The organism is Burkholderia ubonensis, from assembly GCF_902833085.1.
GTDB lineage: Bacteria > Pseudomonadota > Gammaproteobacteria > Burkholderiales > Burkholderiaceae > Burkholderia > Burkholderia ubonensis.
The window spans coordinates 384,527-404,532 of record NZ_CADFEB010000008.1 but is presented as its reverse complement, the minus strand read 5'-3'; the positions used below and the strand labels follow the sequence as shown (position 1 = coordinate 404,532).

20 protein-coding genes and 1 pseudogene are annotated in these 20,006 nt (G+C 66.9%); 9 read left to right on the top strand and 12 right to left on the bottom strand.

Going from position 1 to position 20,006, the window contains the following annotated elements; genetic code table 11:
- Positions 1-119: 119 nt before the first annotated feature.
- The 4 genes from HWX31_RS24000 to HWX31_RS23985 form a co-directional block, all read right to left on the bottom strand.
- Positions 120-1,688 carry a methyl-accepting chemotaxis protein gene (locus HWX31_RS24000; RefSeq protein WP_244143821.1) on the bottom strand — a complete coding sequence of 523 codons (1,569 nt, stop codon included), beginning with the start codon at positions 1,686-1,688 and terminating at the stop codon, positions 120-122.
- A gap of 314 nt (positions 1,689-2,002) precedes the next feature.
- Positions 2,003-2,269: a hypothetical protein gene (locus HWX31_RS23995; protein WP_244143820.1), complete on the bottom strand. Its 267-nt coding sequence runs from the start codon at positions 2,267-2,269 to the stop codon at positions 2,003-2,005.
- A gap of 416 nt (positions 2,270-2,685) precedes the next feature.
- On the bottom strand, positions 2,686-3,336 hold the full coding sequence (locus tag HWX31_RS23990; RefSeq protein ID WP_174965273.1) for a J domain-containing protein: 651 nt from the start codon (positions 3,334-3,336) through the stop codon (positions 2,686-2,688).
- Positions 3,337-3,427: 91 nt separating this feature from the next.
- Positions 3,428-3,970 carry a cysteine hydrolase family protein gene (locus HWX31_RS23985; RefSeq protein ID WP_341829971.1) on the bottom strand — a complete coding sequence of 181 codons (543 nt, stop codon included), beginning with the start codon at positions 3,968-3,970 and terminating at the stop codon, positions 3,428-3,430.
- 371 nt (positions 3,971-4,341) lie between these two features.
- Here HWX31_RS23985 and HWX31_RS23980 point away from each other — a divergent pair, with 371 nt between their 5' ends.
- Complete coding sequence (locus HWX31_RS23980) at positions 4,342-4,623, top strand: DUF3303 domain-containing protein (protein WP_059616803.1); 282 nt, start codon at positions 4,342-4,344, stop codon at positions 4,621-4,623.
- 352 nt (positions 4,624-4,975) lie between these two features.
- On the opposite strand, the gene HWX31_RS23975 is transcribed toward HWX31_RS23980, so the two are convergent.
- Complete coding sequence (locus HWX31_RS23975; RefSeq protein ID WP_174965271.1) at positions 4,976-5,977, bottom strand: RDD family protein; 1,002 nt, start codon at positions 5,975-5,977, stop codon at positions 4,976-4,978.
- Positions 5,978-6,211: 234 nt separating this feature from the next.
- Positions 6,212-7,189, bottom strand: coding sequence for a LysR family transcriptional regulator (locus HWX31_RS23970; protein ID WP_174965270.1), 978 nt, complete (start codon positions 7,187-7,189; stop codon positions 6,212-6,214).
- A gap of 160 nt (positions 7,190-7,349) precedes the next feature.
- Here HWX31_RS23970 and HWX31_RS23965 point away from each other — a divergent pair, with 160 nt between their 5' ends.
- The 3 genes from HWX31_RS23965 (at position 7,350) to mmsB (ending at position 11,221) form a co-directional block, all read left to right on the top strand.
- The gene (locus HWX31_RS23965; protein WP_174965269.1) at positions 7,350-8,669 is read left to right on the top strand and encodes an MFS transporter; all 1,320 of its coding nucleotides are present in this window, start codon (positions 7,350-7,352) and stop codon (positions 8,667-8,669) included.
- A 112-nt stretch (positions 8,670-8,781) separates the two neighbouring features.
- On the top strand, positions 8,782-10,308 hold the full coding sequence (locus tag HWX31_RS23960; RefSeq protein ID WP_174965268.1) for a CoA-acylating methylmalonate-semialdehyde dehydrogenase: 1,527 nt from the start codon (positions 8,782-8,784) through the stop codon (positions 10,306-10,308).
- Positions 10,309-10,324: 16 nt separating this feature from the next.
- Positions 10,325-11,221, top strand: a complete 897-nt coding sequence (gene mmsB, locus HWX31_RS23955) for a 3-hydroxyisobutyrate dehydrogenase (protein WP_174965267.1) — start codon at positions 10,325-10,327, stop codon at positions 11,219-11,221.
- A gap of 103 nt (positions 11,222-11,324) precedes the next feature.
- Here the strand turns inward: mmsB and HWX31_RS23950 are convergent, their stop codons facing one another.
- Positions 11,325-11,657: a hypothetical protein gene (locus HWX31_RS23950; RefSeq protein ID WP_174965266.1), complete on the bottom strand. Its 333-nt coding sequence runs from the start codon at positions 11,655-11,657 to the stop codon at positions 11,325-11,327.
- A gap of 411 nt (positions 11,658-12,068) precedes the next feature.
- On the opposite strand from HWX31_RS23950, the gene HWX31_RS23945 reads away from it, so the two are divergent.
- Both HWX31_RS23945 and HWX31_RS23940 read left to right on the top strand, forming a co-directional pair.
- Positions 12,069-13,577 (top strand): S8 family peptidase, encoded by a 1,509-nt coding sequence (locus HWX31_RS23945; protein WP_174965265.1) that lies wholly within the window; start codon positions 12,069-12,071, stop codon positions 13,575-13,577.
- Between the two features lie 272 nt (positions 13,578-13,849).
- Positions 13,850-15,781 carry a Xaa-Pro dipeptidyl-peptidase gene (locus HWX31_RS23940; protein WP_174965264.1) on the top strand — a complete coding sequence of 644 codons (1,932 nt, stop codon included), beginning with the start codon at positions 13,850-13,852 and terminating at the stop codon, positions 15,779-15,781.
- 149 nt (positions 15,782-15,930) lie between these two features.
- Here the strand turns inward: HWX31_RS23940 and HWX31_RS23935 are convergent.
- The 5 genes and pseudogenes from HWX31_RS23935 to HWX31_RS23915 form a co-directional block, all read right to left on the bottom strand.
- Positions 15,931-16,403: pseudogene (locus tag HWX31_RS23935) on the bottom strand (DUF3005 domain-containing protein).
- A gap of 50 nt (positions 16,404-16,453) precedes the next feature.
- A complete protein-coding gene (locus HWX31_RS23930) occupies positions 16,454-17,536 on the bottom strand; it encodes an IS630 family transposase (RefSeq protein WP_175933971.1) in 1,083 nt (360 codons plus the stop codon).
- 73 nt (positions 17,537-17,609) lie between these two features.
- Positions 17,610-17,921, bottom strand: coding sequence for a hypothetical protein (locus tag HWX31_RS23925; protein ID WP_174965262.1), 312 nt, complete (start codon positions 17,919-17,921; stop codon positions 17,610-17,612).
- The gene (locus HWX31_RS23920; RefSeq protein WP_174965261.1) at positions 17,918-18,157 is read right to left on the bottom strand and encodes a hypothetical protein; all 240 of its coding nucleotides are present in this window, start codon (positions 18,155-18,157) and stop codon (positions 17,918-17,920) included. The genes HWX31_RS23925 and HWX31_RS23920 overlap by 4 nt, the downstream gene beginning before the upstream one ends.
- Before the next feature lie 114 nt (positions 18,158-18,271).
- A complete protein-coding gene (locus tag HWX31_RS23915) occupies positions 18,272-18,577 on the bottom strand; it encodes a hypothetical protein (protein ID WP_059613944.1) in 306 nt (101 codons plus the stop codon).
- A gap of 176 nt (positions 18,578-18,753) precedes the next feature.
- On the opposite strand from HWX31_RS23915, the gene HWX31_RS35205 reads away from it, so the two are divergent.
- The 3 genes from HWX31_RS35205 (at position 18,754) to HWX31_RS23905 (ending at position 20,000) form a co-directional block, all read left to right on the top strand.
- A complete protein-coding gene (locus HWX31_RS35205; RefSeq protein ID WP_010096982.1) occupies positions 18,754-18,882 on the top strand; it encodes a hypothetical protein in 129 nt (42 codons plus the stop codon).
- 95 nt (positions 18,883-18,977) lie between these two features.
- A complete protein-coding gene (locus tag HWX31_RS23910; RefSeq protein ID WP_059613859.1) occupies positions 18,978-19,409 on the top strand; it encodes a CBS domain-containing protein in 432 nt (143 codons plus the stop codon).
- 93 nt (positions 19,410-19,502) lie between these two features.
- Positions 19,503-20,000, top strand: a complete 498-nt coding sequence (locus HWX31_RS23905; RefSeq protein ID WP_174965278.1) for a PRC-barrel domain-containing protein — start codon at positions 19,503-19,505, stop codon at positions 19,998-20,000.
- Positions 20,001-20,006 lie beyond the last annotated feature (6 nt).

The following is a 20,006-nucleotide window of genomic DNA, read 5'->3' as shown; positions in this document are numbered from 1 at the left end:
GTGCGGCAAGCAATGGGGTGGATCGTGACGTCGATCAACCCAGCGATCGGTGCGATCGCAGGCGGACCGATCGCACCAGGCTCGTCGAGACGCGGCAGGTCGAACCCGGCCCCGGGGTTCTACGCGGCACCGACGCGAAACACCGAGATGGCGGCCTCCAGTTGCCCTGCCTGCTCTTTCAGCGATAGCGCCGACGCTGACGCCTCCTCGACCAGCGCCGCGTTCTGCTGGGTCACCTGATCCATCTGGGCCACCGCTTGATTGACCTGCTCGATACCCTTCGACTGCTCTTGGGACGCCGCGGTAATTTCACCCATCAGGTCGCTGACCTGTCGCACCGAAGCCAGAATTTCCGCCATCGTCTCCGTCGCGCGATTGACTTGCCGCGCACCGGTTTCGACGCGGTTCAGCGAGTCCGTGATCAGATCCTTGATCTCTCTCGAAGCCGTTGCGCTGCGCTGGGCCAGCGAGCGCACTTCACTGGCGACCACCGCGAACCCGCGCCCCTGCTCGCCGGCCCGGGCTGCTTCGACGGCCGCATTCAGCGACAGGATATTGGTCTGGAACGCGATTCCTTCGATCACACCGATGATTTCGGATATCTTGCCGGACGATTCGGACAGGCCCCGCATCGTCTGTACGGCTTCCCGCGTCGCCTGATTGCCCCGCTCGGTCAGCACGGCCGTACTGCACACCACCTGATTGGCCTGCTTCGCGTTGTCGGCATTCTGGCGAACCGTCGACGTCAGCTCCTCCATCGAGGCGGCGGTTTCCTCCAGCGATGCCGCTTGATCTTCGGTCCGTTGCGACAAGTCCGCGTTGCCGGCCGAGATTTCATGCGTGGCGGCATTGATCGACCGCACGCCCTCGCGCACCACGCCCATCATCTGAACCAGTTTGTGCTGCATCGCCTGCAGGCCCGTCATCAATTGCCCCATCTCGTCGCCTGAACGGACCTCGACCCGCGTCGTCAGGTCGCCGTCGGCAATCGCCCTGAAATGGCCAAGCGCCTGGGCAAGCGGCATGCCGATCGCGCGCTGCAGCGACCACCATGCGAGCGCCGCCGCACCGAGCGCGATCAGCGCACCGGCAATGGCGACCGTAATGAACCAGTGGAAGCGGGCCTGCGCGGCATCGTACGTTGCGCGCGCGGCATTGACCTGAATGTGGTCAAGCGAATCCATGCCGTCGGACACGTCGGCGAACAACGCCGGCGGTATGTGCCGCCACACTTCGGTGATCTTCGCCGCATCGCCCGTGGCAATCGCGCTGAACATCGGCTCGAGGCCGTTCCTGACGAATGCGTCGAATTTCGTATTCGCGTCGGCCGCGCGCTGCGCTTCGTCGGGGCTGGAGGCCGGCAGCGCACGATACGCGTCCCACGCCCGCTTCGACGCGGTGAGCAGGTCACGGGACGTCCGGGTTTCCTGCGGGACATCCGGGCCGGTCGGATCGAGCGCGATGCGATACAGCCAGAGACGGGTCCTCGACAGGGCGACGTTTGCCTGCCCCAGAGCCTCGGACGAAGCCAGCCGGCCGGCATACATGTCCTTCATGTCGTCGTTGCTCATCGATACGCCGGCGATACCCATCAGGCCGCCGATGACCAGCAGTGCACCAAGAAAACTCATCGCCAGCGCAAGGCGTACCCGAATGCTTATGTTCTTGATCATGGTGAGGATTGTCATGAGCCGGAATCCGAAATCGCGACGCGTGCGCGCCAGGCCGATTCGGTATGGCTTGCGCAGGTCGCTCCGGCACTAACGGCCAAAAAGCCGCCGCATTTATGCGCAATCAGGAACAGACATTTCCAGGCGGACGACTTGATCAGTCGCCGCGGATTCAGGGCGCGGCGTGCGCGCCGCGCAGATGGTTTTCGAACGCCCGTATTCGGGAGCGGTGCTGACGTGCGGTCGGTGGACTTCCGATCGAGGCTGACGGCGCTTGACGTCCGTCAACGAACGCGGCGACGCCTGCCTCGACTCCTTCGACTCATGCGCGATCAATAATCGCGATGCACTTCTTCGTCACGAAGCCGCATGTGCCGCTCCTCTTCGTCACGACGCCACGGGTCGCGTTCTTCGCGCGCATGTTCATGCACCCATTCCTCGTGCCGCCAGTATCGATGGCCATCCCAATAGCGGTCGCCATGCATGCCGATCGTGATGTCGACGCCGGCCGGTATCAAGTGCGCCTGACTAGACGGGCCGGTCGCCGGGCCTTCCTGCGCAATCGCGGTCCCCGCACTCAGCGCGGCGCCGCCTGCCATGACCGCCGCCAGTGCGGCGTGGGAGATGATTGAACGTATCTGCATCGCAGCCTCCTTGCTATGGGCAATATGAATTCACAATACCCGCGACGGACGTGCAAACCTGTCGAGACGTGTAAGCACACGTATCACGGTGCGCGACCCTCCATAACGAGCAACTTGCGGGATCGGACGCGCCCATGCGAATGCAGCCGAAGCGGGACAGGATTCGATACAACCGGTCGGTCAGAGCCGGTTACATCTGTCCGTAGGGCAGCAATCGGTGTGCCCAAAATGGCTCGGTGCTTTGACCGAGAGCGGGAGGAATCGCCAGACGTTTACGGCAACGCAGGCCGGCCGGCAGCCGGCAGCCGTCATTGCGCGACGTGATTCGAGGAAAGGGGATTTTTAGAAACCGGCATCGATCGCATGCGGATTCACTGGCGCAGCCCGAACATGCTGTGCCACAGCACGCTGAAGAAATCCGTGTGTGCCGCGCGTTCGTCGCTCTTTCGGATGTCGTCTTTCGACGCTGGCTCCGGCGCGGGTTGCGACATTCCGTCCGGCTCTCGTTCGTCCCGGGCCGACGACATCTGCGCCGCGTTCTCGTCGTGTTGCGGCACCGGCTCATCGTGCTCCGCATCCCGTGACGCCCCCGCCTGCCGCGACGCATGCAGCTCGACCACGCTGCCGGCGATGCGCTCGGCGAGCGGCGCTTCGCAATCGCGGCCGAGCAACACACCGAGCACGACGTCGCGGTTGTGCCCCTGCTCGGCAAAGCGCATCGCCAGCATCACGAACCGTGCGTATTCCGCATCGCGCTCCGCCTGCGCCCGCTCTTCCTCTTCGCGCACGCGCGCGTGGCGAAGCATCTCCTCCGCATAGACGGTGTCGTAGACACGGCGCTGCGCGGGGTCCGAGAGAATCGCGTAAGCCTCCTTGATCTCCTGGAACAGCGCATGCGCGAACGCTTCGCGTCCGACGTTGCGGTCGGGATGCGCTTTCATCGCGGCCTTCCGGTAGCCGCGCTTGATTTCCTCGTCGGAGGCGTCCTCGTGCACGCCAAGCAATTCGTATAGCGTCGTCATTGCGCACCGGGTGGAAGTCGGATCGGGTCGATCGTAGCATGGCGCTGCGACGCCAACGTGTGATCGACCTGCGAATGCCGCCCTCCGGAATTCACTCGGCCTGGCTGGACGTGCCTAGCAGCGCATCCGCGGTAACGACCGTGCAGTATTCGGAATGCATATTGGCCAGCGACATCGCGTGAACGTCGTCGGCGCTTCGGTACGTTCCGTTCCAGTCGGGCCGGGCGAACGTGAAGCAGCCGTCAGCCACAAGCCACGTGCGAAAGCCGAGATTGCCGGCCATGCGAACGGTCGCCTCGACCGAATTGTTGGTGATGACGCCAGCCACGACCAGCGCGTCGTGGCCGCCGGCCCGAAGCCGGGCTTCCAGATCGGTTCCGATGAACGCGCTGTTCGTCTGTTTCGGAATGACGGGTTCGCCGGCTACCGGAGTGGCCTCCGGTTTGAATGCGTGTCCCGGCTGGCCCGGCCGGTAGTGAGACTCCGGGTTCGTGGAGTCGTGCCGAACGTGCCATACCGGCCAGCCCTGGCTGCGCCAATGGACGAGCAATCGACGAACTTGCGACTCCGCATGAGGGTTGTTTCGCTCCCCCCAGCTCGGATGGTCGATCGCTCGCTGCAGGTCGATCAGCAAGAGGACGGTGCCAGGAGACGGAAGGAGTGAACGCATGTGTCGTGGTCGTGGAAACTTCGAATCGATTCGGGGTTCCGTGCCGGATTGCCGGACGTCGCTGATGCGACAGGCAACTTTACAACATGGCGGCCCCGCCACCGGGTTCGCACGGCCCCGCACGCCGCTCGACGCGCGCAACGCAGGTCAGGCCAGCGAGCGCCCGTTTCGTCGATTCACCGGTTGATTGGACACCGCGGGCAGCTCGAATCAAGTGACATCTTGCCGAAACCCCGGCTACGGAAATCCCCCTTGCAGATGCCTGTCCCCCTGGCAGTGGATGAATTCGATTGCCTAAAATGAATTCAGCCAATTCGTTCAGTCGGGAGGTAGCCATGAAATTCATGCTGACGTTCACATGGGCCCCGGACACGCTATCCCGGGCGGAAGCCATCGAGCGGTTCCAGAAGACCGGCGGACTTCCGCCGGCGGGCGTCAAGCTGCTCGGCCGATGGACGCGAGCGGATCTGAGCGGCGGGTTCGATTTGCTCGAGACCGACGATGCGAAAACGCTGACCGAATTCGCGTACATGTGGAGCGACCTGATGGAGCTCGATATCGCGCCGGTGGTCGAAGATGCCGAACTGAGCGAGGTCTTCGCGCGCGTCATGAAGTAAATCCGGTCGGAACTCACTCCCTCCCGCGCGACGCCTCTCGAACATCGATGAACTCGGAGGTGATGTGAGCCCCCGCTACCGCCTCCCTGCGGCCAAACGGCCTCCCAGAAGGCGGCCATTCAATTTAGCTACTTTCGCTACAGCAAGTTTTTGAGGGCGGCATTGTCAATGCATCGATTCGGCCAACAGCCGTTTGAGCTTGCTGTTCTCTTGCTCCAGTTCCTTCAGGTGTTGGGCCTCCGACACCGAGTACCAGTGACCGCATCTGGCCGCACTGCATCCGACGACGGTGCGCGAAGATCGGCTACGGCGTGGGTGTCATGCAAAGCGCATCAACCGACCGACGAAACGCTCATGGTGACGTCATCTTCGATGGCCATTGGCGGCCCGGCCAACTTTCGACAAACTGTGTTCGCCAGGAGGCAATGCCGAGGTCGGCGCCGCGAACGGAAACAATCGTAACGACGTCCTGGTTTGCGAGCATCGGCCACGCGCCGAAAGCAGCGCGCGCGATCGCATGCGTACCCTGTTCGGTTTGCAGCATCGGGGAGCCGCTTACAACGGAAATAGTGGTAACCGTGCGAGGCGCATCGCCCGACGATCCGACATGCCTGATGCTACTCATCGTGACTCCGCTTCGCATGACCGAAGGGACCGTCAACGTTGCACGCTGGATTTGCTCCAGTTCCGTCAGCTTCGACGCAAGAAATCGATTGACGAACGGACTCGCGAGCAGTATGAGGCCGGCGAAGGCGCCCAGCGCGATCCAGTGCTTTCTGCGAACCGGAACAACTCGTGCCTGCTTCGTGGAGACTCGAACGACGAGACTCGAGACTGCCAGGTCTTGCAACGATTGTCGGCTAGGCCGGTTGAACGCGAGCAGGTATACAAGCGCTGCGCCCCACAGAAATACGGCAAATGAATTGACCCGTGAGACCCATGCTGCATGAGGCGCATTCAGCGCCGGGAGGTCGACAAACGCGATACCGCCGAGAACGGTCGGAACGGCAACGATTGCATAGCGCAGGCACGCTTGTGTCACGCCCAGCGTTGCAATCCCGCCCGCGTCACATCTGATGACCTTGATTTTTAACGCCCGCTTTCCGAGTGACTGGCACCGTCCGGCATGGCCTTCCATCAAACCGAAATAAGTCGAGCCGATTAGAAACCCAATCAACCGCCCCCACTGTCCGATTGCGGCCAACTGATCAAAGAACAAAATGGCCAGCGCCAGTCCAATCAGCCCAAGCACGATGCAATCGATGGCAAACGCCGCCGTCCTGCGCCAAAACCCTGCGACGTCGCCAACGCGATCTGCCACGCTTTCGTCTACCGCACTTTCACTTGTCGTCATGTCTTTCTACTTGCATCCATTTTTCTTGGACGTCGCGCCGACTCACCATCGGAGCACTCTGTGTTCGACGCTTGCCAGCGAAGCGCGGTGATGCACTTCCGATGTGGGGCAAGCAGAAGCGGCCTTGCGCGCGATGATTCGATTGAACATTCACACTCCCATTAGCGAAAGTCGATTATCGCCAAAATGGGTTCTTCTTTGAATCGATCACCGAAGGCGATACCGCGATTCGCATCAAGCGAATCCCGCCAGCATGTCAGGCGCTCCAACAAACCGCAACTCCCCCGATTCCCCCGCCAGCAATGCGCGATTCGCATCGGCCGCCGCCCGCAGGTAATCCCACAGCGCGGTCACCCGCCGCAATTTCCTCAAATCCTCCCGGCAAGTCAGCCAGAAGCACCGCGTCACGACCACCTCATCCGCCAGCACCGGCACGAGCGCCGGCTGCTGCGCGGCGATGAAGCAAGGCAGGATCGCCAGCCCCCCGCCCTGCAGCGCCGCGAAATACTGCGCGATCACGCTCGTCGTGCGCAGCCCGGCCGTCGCTCCGGGCACCGCGCGTTCCAGATACAGCAGCTCGCTGCTGAACGCGAGATCGTCGACGTAGCTGATGAACGCGTGCGCGGCGAGATCGCCCACGCCCGCAATCGGCGCATGACTCGCCAGATACGCCCGCGTCGCATAAAGCCGCAACTGGTAGTCGCACAGCTTCGTGCACACATAAGGCCCGCGCTCGGGCCGCTCGAGCGTGATCGCGAGATCGGCCTCGCGCTTCGTCAGGCTGACGAAATGCGGCACCGGCAGCAGGTCGACCGTCACGTGCGGATGCGCGGCGCGGAACTGCGCAAGCTGCGGCGCCAGAAAAAAGCACCCGAAGCCTTCCGTCGACCCGATCCGCACGTGCCCCGACAGCGCATGCCCGGTATTGGCGACCTGGTCGCAGGCCGACTGCACGGTCGTCTCCATCGCATCCGCATACGCGACGAGCCGCTGCCCTTCGGCGGTCAGCACGAAACCGCCGGAGCGCGACTTGTCGAACAGCAGCGTGCCCATCGCCTCCTCCAGCGTGCGGATGCGCCGGGCGACGGTCGTGTAGTCGACGCCCAGGCGCTTCGCGGCGCCGCTCGCGCGCTGCGTGCGCGCCACTTCCAGGAAAAACCGCAGGTCGTCCCAGTTCAGGTTGCCGGATACCGGCTCGGGGTGGTGTCGCATCGGCAGGCGGGTTCAGGTGGGAGGGTCTCAGGCCGGCCGTCGATATGCAAATTTGCACATCCAACCGGATTCTTTGTCGGTACTACAGGATTCTGCGCATAACTATACTCGACCGTGACCCACGGACCACGAGCCGCGGGCAAATAACGATGGAGACGCCATGCAGACCCGATCCACCCTTGACGAGCACGCGGAGCTTGCCGCGCCCGCGCCCACCCGAACCGCGAAGGACCACCTGCTGGCCGGCTGGGCCAGCATGACCGGCACGACGATCGAGTGGTACGACTTCTTCCTGTACGGCACCGCCGCCGCGCTGGTCTTCAACCGCATCTTCTTCCCGTCGCTCGACCCGGTGGTCGGCACGCTCGCCGCATTCGGCACGTTCGCGGTCGGCTTCATCGGCCGGCCGATGGGCGGCATCGTGTTCGGCCACTTCGGCGACCGCATCGGCCGCAAGTCGATGCTGATGGTCACGCTGCTGCTGATGGGCGTGCCGAGCATGGTCATCGGGCTGATCCCGTCGTACGACAGCATCGGCTACTGGGCGGCCGCGCTGCTGATCGCGATGCGCTTCCTGCAGGGGATGGCGGTCGGCGGCGAATGGGGCGGCGCGGTGCTGATGGCGGTCGAGCACGCGCCCGAGGGCCGCAAGGGGCTGTTCGGCAGCCTGCCGCAGACGGGCGTCGGTCTCGGCCTGATCCTGTCGTCGCTCGCGATGACCGCGGTGGCGGCGCTGCCCGACGCGGACATGCTGTCGTGGGGCTGGCGCATCCCGTTCCTCGCGAGCATCGCGCTGGTCGGTCTCGGCGCGTTCATCCGCGCGAAGGTGCCGGAATCGCCGGATTTCGAAAAGATGAAGCACCAGGGCAAGGCGGTGAAGTCGCCGGTGCTGGAAGCGATCCGCCGGCATCCGCGCGAGGTGCTGACGATCGTCGGCGCGCGCGCCGCCGAGAACACGTGGTTCTACATGGTCGTCACGTTCGCGCTCGCGTATGCGACGCAGCAGCTGCACCTGCCGAAAGCCGCCATGCTGGAGGCGATCACGGCGGGCGCGGTGCTGTCGCTCGTGACGATGCCGCTGTGCGGCCACCTGAGCGACCGCATCGGCCAGCGCCGGATGTTCGCGATCGGCCTCGTGCTGATGTGCGCGTTCGTCGCGCCGTTCTTCATGATGCTCGGCACGCGGCAGACGTCGCTCGCGTGGTGGGCGATCGTGCTCGGCCTCGGCGTGGTGTTCCCGATCCTGTATGCGCCGGAGTCGCTGCTGTTCGCCAGGCAGTTCCCGGCGGAGATCCGCTACAGCGGGATCTCGCTGTCGGTGCAGCTCGCGGGCGTGCTCGGCGGCGGCTTCGCGCCGATGATCGCGACGTCGCTGCTGAAGACGGGCGGCGGCCAGCCGCATTACGTGATCGCCTACCTCGTCGGGCTCGGCGTGTTCGCGCTGATCTGCACGGGGCTGATGCGCAGCGGGCGCGACTGACCGCGCGCCCCGCCCCGCTCCCCATTCGTTGACCTGCCGGCCGGCGCGCATGCGCGGCGGCCGCGGGCGCCTTCTTTCCTCGCATTGCCGCTTTTTCATTTGGAGATCGTTCATGAACGCCGCCGTACCTCAAGCCACCGTCGCGCTGCCCACCGCCAAACTGCTGATCGACGGCCAGTTCGTCGAATCGCGCACCCGCGAATGGGGCGACATCGTCAACCCCGCGACGCAGGAAACGATCGGCCGCGTGCCGTATGCGACCGTCGACGAGGTCGACGCCGCGATCGCGTCCGCGCAGCGCGCGTTCCAGACCTGGAAGACCACGCCGATCGGCGCACGCATGCGCATCATGCTGAAGTTCCAGGACCTCGTGCGCCGCAACCTCGAACGCATCGCGAAGACGCTGACCGCCGAACAGGGCAAGACGCTGCCCGACGCGCAGGGCGACATCTTCCGCGGCCTCGAAGTGGTCGAGCACGCGTGCTCGATCGGCACGCTGCAGCTCGGCGAGTTCGCGGAGAACGTCGCGGGCGGCGTCGATACCTACACGCTGCGCCAGCCGATCGGCGTGTGCGCGGGCATCACGCCGTTCAACTTCCCCGGGATGATCCCGCTGTGGATGTTCCCGATGGCGATCGTGTGCGGCAACACGTTCGTGCTGAAGCCGTCGGAGCAGGACCCGCTGTCGACGATGCAGCTCGTCGAGCTCGCGATCGAGGCCGGCGTGCCGCCTGGCGTGCTGAACGTGGTGCACGGCGGCAAGGTCGCGGTCGACCGGCTGTGCACGCATCCGGACGTGAAGGCGATCTCGTTCGTCGGCTCGACGCGCGTCGGCACGCACGTGTACAACCTCGGCAGCGAGCACGGCAAGCGCGTGCAGTCGATGATGGGCGCGAAGAACCACGCGGTCGTGCTGCCCGATGCGCATCGCGAGCAGACGATCAACGCGCTCGTCGGCGCCGGGTTCGGCGCGGCCGGCCAGCGCTGCATGGCGACGTCGGTGGTCGTGCTGGTGGGCGCCGCGCGCGACTGGCTGCCGGAGCTCGTCGAGAAGGCGAAACTGCTGAAGGTCAGCGCGGGGCACGAGGCCGGCACCGACGTCGGCCCGGTCGTGTCGAAGGCCGCGCTCGCGCGCATCACCGGGCTGATCGACGAAGGCGTGAAGGCCGGCGCGACGCTGCTGCTCGACGGCCGCGGCGTGAAGGTGCCGGGCTACGAGCAGGGCAATTTCGTCGGCCCGACGCTCTTCTCGAACGTGACGACCGAGATGTCGATCTACAAGGAAGAGATTTTCGGGCCGGTGGTGGTCGTGCTCGAAGCCGACACGCTCGACGACGCGATCGCGCTCGTCAACCGCAACCCGATGGGCAACGGCGTCGGCCTGTTCACGCAGAGCGGCGCGGCCGCGCGCAAGTTCCAGAGCGAAATCGACGTCGGCCAGGTCGGCATCAACATCCCGATCCCGGTGCCGGTGCCCTACTTCAGCTTCACGGGCTCGCGCGGCTCGAAGCTCGGCGATCTCGGCCCGTACGGCAAGCAGGTCGTGCAGTTCTACACGCAGACCAAGACCGTCACCGCGCGCTGGTTCGACGACGATGCGACGTCGGGCGGCGTGAACACCACGATCGCGCTGCGCTGACGCGAGGAGCCGGAACATGGAAATCGCATTCATCGGGCTCGGCAACATGGGCGGCCCCATGGCCGCCAACCTGCTCAAGGCCGGCCACGCGCTGACGGTGTTCGATCTCGACGCGCACGCGGTCGACGCCGCGGTGCGCGCGGGCGCGACGGCCGCCGGCTCGCCGCGCGACGCGGCGGCGCGCGCCGCGCTCGTGATCACGATGCTGCCGGCCGCTACACACGTGCAGCAGGTCTATCTCGGCGACGACGGCGTGCTCGCGGGCGCGCGCGCCGGCGCGACGCTGATCGACTGCAGCACGATCGACCCCGGCACGGTGCGCGCGATTGCCGACGCGGCCGCGCGGCAAAACCATCCGCTCGCCGACGCCCCCGTGTCCGGCGGCACCGCGGGCGCGCAGGCCGGCACGCTGACCTTCATGGTCGGCGCTCACGCCGCGCTGTTCGAGCAGGTCCGCCCGGTGCTGCTCGACATGGGGAAGAACGTCGTGCACTGCGGCGGCACCGGCACCGGCCAGATCGCGAAGATCTGCAACAACCTGCTGCTCGGCATCTCGATGATGGGCGTGTCGGAGGCGATGGCGCTCGGCGCGGCGCTCGGGATCGAGCCCGCGGTGCTGGCCGGCATCATCAACACGTCGACCGGCCGCTGCTGGAGCTCGGACAGCTGCAACCCGTACCCGGGCGTGCTGCCCGCGGCGCCCGCCGCGCGCGGCTACAGCGGCGGGTTCGCCGCGAACCTGATGCTGAAGGACCTCGGGCTCGCGACCGAAGCGGCGCGGCAGGCGCGCCAGCCGGTGTGGATGGGCGCGCTCGCGCAGCAGCTCTATCAGTCGATGAGCCAGCAGGGGCTCGGCGGACTCGACTTCTCCGCGTGCGTGAAGCTGTACGAGGCGCAGGCGCAGGCCGCGTGACGGCGGGACGGCGGCGCCGAGCCGGCGGCGCGCAAACCTGACGGCGGCGGCGCGGCGTCATGTGCCGCCCCGCCGCCCCGCCGTCGCGTCTCGCCGGAATCGCTCAGCCGCGCGGGCCCGCCATGGTCTCGAAGGTCGGGTGGCACTCGAACGCGAGTTCGGAGCGGCCGCTCACGCCGCGGCCGGCGCTCAGCGACTCCTGTTTCATGCTGGCGCGCATCCCGCGCTGCGAGCAGAAGTTCATCGCCTCGTTGACCGCGTTCTCGTGCGCGGTCGCCCAGTTGGTCGACACGCCGACCGTGTGCGTGGACACGGTGAACACGTTCGGATTCGACGTCGCCGCGACATCGGACGTGGTCGAGCAGGCCGCAAGCAGGCAGGCCGCGGCCACGAGCGGCAGCCAGCGCAGGGATCGGAAAGGGACAGGAGTCGTCATGGGAAGCGGTTATGCGCCGGATCAACGGCATTTCACATCATTTCCGCAAGTATGCCTGCTCATTCACCGAAGATCATGCCCCCTAAAGTGAACAGATTGTTTCCAATGGTTAAACGATCACCGTTCCGCACCGGCGAGTCCGGCTGTCTGCGTTCCAGATTGCGAAAGAATCAAACTTTTTTTGATTTAAATTAAAAATGTTTGACGCAAGCATTTCAATGAGCTAATTTCTGCGCAAGCTTCCGGAAAGAAACGGCGCGGCCCAGCGTGAACAAGGATCGCCGCTTCACCCGGCTCCCATGACGCGAATCCGATTCCTGCCGGCAGCGCAGCGAAGCAAGCAGAAACAAGACAGCAACAAGACGAGCAGCATCGATTCATTCCGTTCAATCCTGTCGGGGGAGTATCGGCATGTCCAAATTGATTCGTACTGCTTCGTTTAAGGCGACCGTCCTCGGTGCCGCGCTGGCCGGCTTCGCTTGCGCCGCACACGCGCAAACCGCGGCTGCGCCCGTGCCCGGGCCGGCCGACGCGGTGAACCAGCTGATCGTCAAGATGCGCGCCGCCAAGACGCTGTCCGCTACGTCCGCCGCTTCGGCCGCGACCGCCGAGCACGCGGACGTCCAGGCGGCCATCGATCGCGTGCTCGCGGCCCGCCGCGCGCGCGCAGCGGGCAAGGCGTTCGGTGCGGCCGCCGCCTCGGCGCCCGGCAACCCGGCCGACCCGGCCGCCGGCATCCGCATCAAGCGCGACATGTCGGGCGGCGCGACGGTGCTGTCGCTGCAGCGTCGCGTGTCGCTCGCCGAGGCCGAAGGGCTCGCCCGCGATTTCGCGGCGGACGGCGCGATCGAGTACGCGGAGCCGGACGCGCGGATGTACCCGCTGCTCGTGCCGAACGACACGCGCTACGGCGAGCAGTGGGGCTACTTCAGCCCGGCGGGCGGCGCGAACCTGCCGAAGGCATGGGATCGCACGACCGGCTCCCCGAACATCGTCGTCGGCGTCATCGACACCGGCTATCGCCCGCACGCGGATCTCGCCGCGAACCTGGTGCCCGGCTACGACTTCATCTCCGATCCGGCGACCGCGAACGACGGCAACGGCCGCGACAACAACGCGTCCGATCCGGGCGACTGGGTGACTGCTCAGGAAGATGCCGACCCGAACGGCCCGTTCTACGGCTGCGGCGCGCGCAACAGCTCGTGGCACGGCACGCACGTCGCGGGCACGATCGGCGCGGTGACGAACAACGGCAATGGCGTCGCGGGCATCTCGTGGAGCGGCAAGGTGCAGCCGGTGCGCGTGCTCGGCAAGTGCGGCGGGACGGTGAGCGACATCGCCGACGGCATGCGCTGGGCCGCCGGCCTGCCGGTGCCGGGCGCGCCGTCGAACCCGACGCCGGCGAAAGTGCTGAACCTGAGCCTCGGCGGCAACAGCCGCAGCTGCAGCACGACGTACCAGAACGCGATCAACGCGATCACGGCGCGCGGCGCGAACGTCGTCGTCGCGGCCGGCAACAGCGGCGGCCCGGTCGCGAACAGCCAGCCCGCGAATTGCCAGGGCGTGATCGCGGTTGCCGCGGTCAACAGCAGCGGCGTGCGCGCGAGCTTCAGCAACTACGGCCCGGCCGTGAAGATCGCGGCGCCGGGCGTCGGCATCCTGTCGACGCTCAACGCCGGCACGACGTCGCCGGCCGCGGACAGCTACGCGAGCTACAACGGTACCAGCATGGCGACGCCGCACGTCGCGGGCACCGTCGCGCTGATGCTCGCGGTCAATCCGGCGCTCACGCCGGCGCAGGTCCTGCAGCGGCTGCAGTCGAGCGCGCGGCCGTTCTCGAGCGGCTCGAACTGCTCGACGAGCACCTGCGGCGCGGGGCTGCTCGACGCCGGCAACGCGGTCGCCGCCGCGACGAAGTAAGCGAGCGCGACCGGCTGCGGGCGACCGGCTGCGGGCGACCGGCGCACGCCGCCGTCGCCTGCAACGCCCGCGTCAGGTTGTTCCGGCGCCGCCGGTGATGTCGCGCCGGCGGCGCCGAAGCAACGCGTCGCGAACGCGCCCGGACTGGTCCGGGCGACGCCGCGCGACGCGCTGCGGCCGGCAGCGTCCGCCGGCCCGTGCTGCACCCCGCCGTCCCGCCCGGGACGCGCGTTTCCACATGAGCATCGAAAACTAGAAGAACGAGGACAACAATGCGATTTCAACGAATCGAACCGCGGCGCGCGTGGCTGGCCGCGCTGGTTGCCGCCGCGACGCTCGCCGCGTGCGGCGGCGAGGACGGCGCAGGCGTGCCGGGCGCATCCGCGCTCGCCCAGGGCCGACAGGAGGGGGCCGCCGCGCCCGCGGCCGACGCGAAGGCGCTCGCCGCGCGCTTCTCGCCGTCCGGCGTGCCGTATGCCGACCTGTCGGGCGGCCGCTACCGGCCCGTGATCCGGAACGGCCAGGTGCAGCCGTCGCTGTCGGGCACCACGATCAACGAGGAGGCGTGGGTCGAGACGCCCGTCGACTCCGACGGCGACGGCGCGAAGGACCGGATTCACGTGCGCGTCGTGCGGCCGACCGAAACCGCGTCGGGCGCGCGCACGCCGGTGATCGTGCTGGCAAGCCCCTACTACAACAATCTCGCCGACAGCCCGAACCACAACGTCGACGTCGAGCTCGACGGCACGCCGCACCCCGCCGCTTCCGGCGCCGCGCGCATCATGGCCGCCGCACCGCAGACGCGGATCCTGCAGCAGGTCGAAGCGGCCGCCGCGGGGCGTTCGTGGATCGAGGGATATTTCGTGCAGCGCGGCTTCACGGTCGTGTACGCGGATTCGCTCGGCACCGCCGGCTCGGACGGCTGCCCGACGATCCTGACGCGCGACGAATCGGTGGCGATGGCGTCGGTGATCCGTTGGCTCGGCCGCGGCGCGAGCGCGAAGGACGCGAGCGGCAAGCCGGTCGTCGCGAGCTGGTCGACGGGCCACGTCGGCATGTACGGCGTGTCGTACGACGGCACGCTGCCGAAGATGGTCGCGAGCCTGCGCACGCGCGGCCTCGACGCGATCGTGCCGGTCGCCGGCCTGTCGAACATGTACGGCTACTACCGCTCAGGCGGGCTCGTGCGCGCGCCCGACGGCTACCAGGGCGAGGACGTCGACGTCTACATCAAGGCGCTGCTGACGAATCCGCATCCGGAGCGCTGCACGCACCTCGTCGACGACGCGCTGAAGAAGGAAGATCGCACCTCGGGCGACTATTCGGCGTTCTGGGCGGCGCGCGACATTCCGACGGCGCTCGCGGTCGCGCCCGCGCTCGTCGCGCAGGGGCTGACCGACGACAACGTCAGGGTCGACCAGTCGACCTCGTGGTATCTCGCGATGCGGCGCCAGGGCGTGCCGGCGCAGTTGTGGCTGCACCGCCTGAAGCACACCGATCCGACCCGCGTGCCGGCGATGGCCGACGCGTGGACGGCGCAGGTGAACCGCTGGTTCACGCGCTACCTGCTCGGCTACGACAACGGCGTCGAGCGCGATCCGGGCGCGGTGATCGAGCAGGCGGACGGCACGCTGCTGAAGGATGCGAGCTGGCCCGCGCGCGGCGCGGCGAGCGTCGCGTATTTCGCGGGCGGCGACGGCGCGGGCACCGGCACGTTGCTGAGCACGCCGAGCGGCGGTCCGCTCGTGAAGTTCACCGACGATGCGCGTGTCCCCGCCCTCACGCTGGCAAACGCGACGACCGGCGAGCATCGCTCCCGCTTCGAGACGGCGCCGTTCGCGAGTGCGACGCGGCTCTCGGGCACCGCGACCGCGCGCGTGCGGCTGACGTTCTCGGCGGTGGCGAACGTGACCGCGCTGCTGGTCGACCGTGCGCCGGACGGTAGCGCGACGATCGTCACCCGCGCGTGGACCGATCCGCGCAACCGCGTGTCGAGCTGGTTCTCGGAGCCGGTCCTGCCCGGCATGCCGTACGACCTGCGCCTGACCTTCATGCCGCGCGACTACCGGCTCGAAGCGGGCCATCGGCTCGGGCTCGTGGTGCTGTCGAGCGACAACGAGGCGACGCTGCGGCCGACGCCCGGCACCGAGCTGTCGCTTGATCCGGCCGGCACGTCGGTGACGGTGCCGCAGTTGCCGATCTGACGGGAAGCGCCGGTTCGCGCGTTCGTTGTTCGCGTTCGTGGTTCATTCACGCGCCGACCTGATCCGGCTCACGCGCACGCCTCGCGCGTGAGCCGGACCCATGCAAGCATTTCAACCGGATGTCAGGATGTCATGCGGCGCGGCGCGCGTCAGTCGACCCGCTCGAGTCGAATCACGTGCTCCACGCGCGTGCCGTCGCCGTGCTCGATCTCGACGACGCCGACGTGGCGAACCCGCCAGCCGTCGCGCGGCGCGATCTGCGGCAGGCTGCCTTCCGGGCGGCTCTCGAACCCGCCGAGCCCCTCATCGGGCGTGTCGACGCTGTCGTCGAGCGACGCGTTCGAATAGATCACGTTGTCCTGCCACTTCGACGCGCCCTGGCGCGCCTCCATGCCCTTGCCGTCGACGTCGACGGTGTTGTCGGTCGCCGCCATGTTCGCGTTGTCCAGCGTGACGATCCGGCTCGCGGCTCGCCGCACCGGATCGCCGCTGTCGCTCGTGCGGGCGTCGACGTCGATCGGCGGCACCCGGTCGGCGTCTTCGCGGCGACGGCTTCCGGCGACAGCGGCTCCGGCGTGCCGGCCGGGCGCGCGGCCTGTGTCGGCGCGGAGTTCGGTTTCATCGAAATTCTCCTGAAAAATGACGGCCCGCGGGCCCGCCGTTCGGCACCCGCTAGTGTTCCGTCCCAGAAATAACTTTGCATAGCCGAGCCACTTTCTGAAGGATGGAATCGGCGGTTGCCGTCCAGACGAACGGACGTTTGTGCTGGTTGTACTGCTCAACATAGCGCTCGATGCTGGCAATCAGCTGGCGCACATTTTTGAAAGAGCCACGCCGGATAGCCTGCTGCGTGATCAGGCCAAACCAGCGCTCCACCTGATTGAGCCAACTCGAATACGTCGGCGTGAAGTGCATGTGATAACGCGGGCGCTTCGCCAGCCATGCCTTGACCTTCGGGTGCTTGTGCGTTGCGTAGTTATCGACGATCAGATGCACGTCAAGATCTTCCGGGACCGCCTGGTCAATGTGATTCAGAAACGCCAGGAACTCCTGATGTCGATGACGCGACTTGCATTGCGCGATGACCTCGCCCGTTGCCGCATTGAGCGCAGCAAACAAGGTTGTCGTGCCATGCCGTATATAGTCATGCGTAACACCTTCGAGGTAGCCCAGCCCCATCGGCAACACCGGCTGCGTACGCTCGAGCGCCTGGCACTGGCTCTTCTCGTCGACACACAGCACCAAGGCGTTGGTCGGCGGGCTCAGATACAGCCCGACAATATCGCGCACCTTCTCGACGAAGTACGGATCAGTCGAAAGCTTGAAGCTCTTCGAGCGATGAGGTTGCACACCGAACAGCGACAGATACCGAGCCACCGAGCTCTTCGAAATACCCGTTTGCGCAGCAGCAGAACGCACACTCCAGTGCGTTGCCCCGTCCGACTTCTCATGCAGCACCTTCGCCAGCAACTCCGCCACGGCTTCATCGTCATGTGCGCGCGGTCGCCCCGGGCGTGCTTCGTCATGCAGACCGGCAAGCCCATGCGCGACAAACCGCTTCTTCCAGTGCGTGATCGCAGGGGACGTTACTTCACATTGCACCGCGATTTCCTGGTTCGTATGACCTTCCGCTGCCATCAAGACAATCTTTGCTCGGCGCACCAGCGAATGAGGCAGCGAACGCGAGCGGCTCATCGACAGCAATTGCTCCCGCTCCAGTTCTGAGACCGCCACCTCGATTCTCTTGCGCGCCATGATCGCCTCCACTCAATTTCGCTTGATCATAGAGCAACACAATCAAATGTAAAGTTATTTCTGGGACAGAACACTAGAACCGGTTGACGTGAAAATCCCCCGCACACGCGGTCGGGCTGCGCCGCGCCATCAGCTCGGCAAACTCGACCGCGAGGCGCAGCAGCGCCCGCCGCTTCTGTTCGATGTCCCACTGCTCGAACGCGGCGAACGCGTCCTCGTCGAACGTCACGGTCACGGCCGCGGGATGGCCGTCGGCCTCGAAACCGACATGCAGCACGCCGGCGGGCCGCTCCTCGATATGGAACGGCACGCCGCGCGCCTCGAAGTACCGGCCGAGCGTTTCCGCGATCTCGCGCTTGAGGCCGGGCACGACGCGAATGCTCATCGCGTGCGTGCCTGCCGCGCCGCCGCGCCCGCGGGCGGCGCATGCAGCGGCGGCCGGCGGTGCGGCGGATCGCCCTCCGGATACCGGTACGGCTCCGGCTCATCGGGCGGCGGGTCGTCGTCGGGATCCGGCAGTTCGGGGTCCGGGTCCGGATCGACATCGGGCATCGGCGGTTCGGGCCGGTGCAGCGATGTCAGGTATCGAAATTCCATGCGTCCTCCGGTCGTGACGGGCATGCCGCAATCCGCAATCCGCGTGCCGCCCCGCGGACGCGCGCCGGATGCCGCGCGCCGCCCGCGATTGAAATCGCTACATGCGCCGCTGCAAATCTTTCACGCCGCACCGCCGGTTCATGCCTCGTAGGCCGCCAGCACGATCCAGAACGCGCGGCCCTCTTCATTCACGGGCGCCGCGAGCGCGAAATCGTCCTGCGGCCGGCTGGCACGCTCCAGCGCGCGACGCGCCACCTCGGTGCTGTCGAAGGTCCGGTCGTTCAGCCGCCGGACGTCGGTCTTGCCCTCGAACATCAGACGGTCGGGCCGCGAAATCAGCGGCTCCTCCTTCCACGCGAGAAAGCGGTTGCCGACTACGTCGAAACCGCCGCCGCATACGTTGACCTCGAAGTGCACCTCGGGCGCCCGCTTCCGCAATGTCATCACCCCCTCCTCGTTGTTGCGCCGCCGGCGCGCGCAGCGTCGCGGCGGGCCTGCACCCGTGCGGCAAGCCGTGTGCCCGGGCGGCGCGGGAACGCAGCTTGCGGCAAGGTCCGCATGAATCCATCCGGCGCGCGCGTTCCACCGATGATCGCGCGCTCATTCGCCAGGAGAAAAACATGCATCGCAACCCGAAGAGATGGCGCGCCGTACACGACGCGCTCGCCGTGACCGCGCTCGCCGCGGTCGAATGTGCGCTGGTCATGGGCCTGATCGCCGCGATCGGCTTTCCGCACGGCGGCCTGTAGGCCCACCCCGCCCGCTCGGCGCACGCGGCGCGACCGTGGCCGCATGCCGCAACGAACGCCTTGCGCATTGCGCAAGCCAGCCAGGAGAACCGCTCATGCATCGCGTCAACGAAATCATGTCGAAGGACGTCGTGCGCGTTGCGCCGACCGACACCATCCGCCACGCCGCGCAACTGATGGCGCGTTACGACATCGGCGCGCTGCCGGTGTGCGACCACAACCGCCTGGTGGGCATGCTGACGGACCGCGATCTCGCGGTGCGCGCGGTCTCCGCGGGCAAGCCGCCCGAAACGCGGGTGCGCGAGGTCGCGTCGGGGCCGATCGAATGGTGCTTCGACGACGACTCGCTGGACGAGATCCAGCGCTACATGGCCGACGCGCAGCTGCACCGCATTCCGGTCGTCGATCACGACCGGCGGCTCGTCGGCATGCTGTCGCTCGGCGACATCGCGACACGCGCCGCCGACACGTCGCGCGACGAACTCGTGAACACGCTCGAGCGCGTATCGCAGCCGAAGCGGACGTAAGCGCGCGCAGGCCCGGACATCCACTCGTGCGACACGCAGCCCGCCACGGGCCGCGTGCGCGCCCCGACAGGAGCACATGACATGTACAACCCCATGCACAACCCCGACGAAGGCCCGACCCGCATCATCCGCAAGGATCGCGAGACGGCGCGCGGCCCCGGCCCGGACGTGATGGGCGCCGGCACGCTGGAAGGCGACCGGGTCGTCACGGCCGACGGCCAGGACGTCGGCCGGATCAAGGAAATCATGCTCGACGTGGACTCGGGCCGCGTCGCCTACGCGGTGCTGTCGACCGGCGGCCTGTTCGGCATCGGCGACAGGCTGCTCGCGATTCCGTGGGATGCGCTCACGCTCGACACCGAGCGCCGCTGCTTCCGGCTGTGGGCGTCGTCCGAGCGGATTCGCAACGCGCCGGGGTTCGACAAGGATCACTGGCCGGTCATCGCGGACCCGCAATGGGTCGGCGCGGCGCGCTACGACGGCAGCGGCACGCTCTGGTGGAGCTGCGACGACGACTACGACTCGGAGCAGGATGCGCCGCCGCACGAAGCCTCGCCGGACCGGCCGGAGCGCGACGCGGGTCCGCGCTGAGCCGCA

What these genes read in the sequence shown, in the direction of transcription:
- HWX31_RS23930 (WP_175933971.1), bottom strand. Translation starts at nt 17,536, where the DNA reads ATGGCGCGCAAGAGAATCGAGGTGGCGGTCTCAGAACTGGAGCGGGAG.
- HWX31_RS23950 (WP_174965266.1), bottom strand. Translation starts at nt 11,657, where the DNA reads ATGACGACTCCTGTCCCTTTCCGATCCCTGCGCTGGCTGCCGCTCGTG.
- HWX31_RS23980 (WP_059616803.1), top strand. Translation starts at nt 4,342, where the DNA reads ATGAAATTCATGCTGACGTTCACATGGGCCCCGGACACGCTATCCCGG.
- HWX31_RS23990 (WP_174965273.1), bottom strand. Translation starts at nt 3,336, where the DNA reads ATGACGACGCTATACGAATTGCTTGGCGTGCACGAGGACGCCTCCGAC.
- mmsB (WP_174965267.1), top strand. Translation starts at nt 10,325, where the DNA reads ATGGAAATCGCATTCATCGGGCTCGGCAACATGGGCGGCCCCATGGCC.
- HWX31_RS23965 (WP_174965269.1), top strand. Translation starts at nt 7,350, where the DNA reads ATGCAGACCCGATCCACCCTTGACGAGCACGCGGAGCTTGCCGCGCCC.
- HWX31_RS23915 (WP_059613944.1), bottom strand. Translation starts at nt 18,577, where the DNA reads ATGACATTGCGGAAGCGGGCGCCCGAGGTGCACTTCGAGGTCAACGTA.
- HWX31_RS23920 (WP_174965261.1), bottom strand. Translation starts at nt 18,157, where the DNA reads ATGCCCGTCACGACCGGAGGACGCATGGAATTTCGATACCTGACATCG.
- HWX31_RS23995 (WP_244143820.1), bottom strand. Translation starts at nt 2,269, where the DNA reads ATGGCAGGCGGCGCCGCGCTGAGTGCGGGGACCGCGATTGCGCAGGAA.
- HWX31_RS23970 (WP_174965270.1), bottom strand. Translation starts at nt 7,189, where the DNA reads ATGCGACACCACCCCGAGCCGGTATCCGGCAACCTGAACTGGGACGAC.
- HWX31_RS23925 (WP_174965262.1), bottom strand. Translation starts at nt 17,921, where the DNA reads ATGAGCATTCGCGTCGTGCCCGGCCTCAAGCGCGAGATCGCGGAAACG.
- HWX31_RS24000 (WP_244143821.1), bottom strand. Translation starts at nt 1,688, where the DNA reads ATGACAATCCTCACCATGATCAAGAACATAAGCATTCGGGTACGCCTT.
- HWX31_RS23905 (WP_174965278.1), top strand. Translation starts at nt 19,503, where the DNA reads ATGCACAACCCCGACGAAGGCCCGACCCGCATCATCCGCAAGGATCGC.
- HWX31_RS23940 (WP_174965264.1), top strand. Translation starts at nt 13,850, where the DNA reads ATGCGATTTCAACGAATCGAACCGCGGCGCGCGTGGCTGGCCGCGCTG.
- HWX31_RS23945 (WP_174965265.1), top strand. Translation starts at nt 12,069, where the DNA reads ATGTCCAAATTGATTCGTACTGCTTCGTTTAAGGCGACCGTCCTCGGT.
- HWX31_RS23960 (WP_174965268.1), top strand. Translation starts at nt 8,782, where the DNA reads ATGAACGCCGCCGTACCTCAAGCCACCGTCGCGCTGCCCACCGCCAAA.
- HWX31_RS35205 (WP_010096982.1), top strand. Translation starts at nt 18,754, where the DNA reads ATGCATCGCAACCCGAAGAGATGGCGCGCCGTACACGACGCGCTCGCC.
- HWX31_RS23910 (WP_059613859.1), top strand. Translation starts at nt 18,978, where the DNA reads ATGCATCGCGTCAACGAAATCATGTCGAAGGACGTCGTGCGCGTTGCG.
- HWX31_RS23975 (WP_174965271.1), bottom strand. Translation starts at nt 5,977, where the DNA reads ATGACGACAAGTGAAAGTGCGGTAGACGAAAGCGTGGCAGATCGCGTT.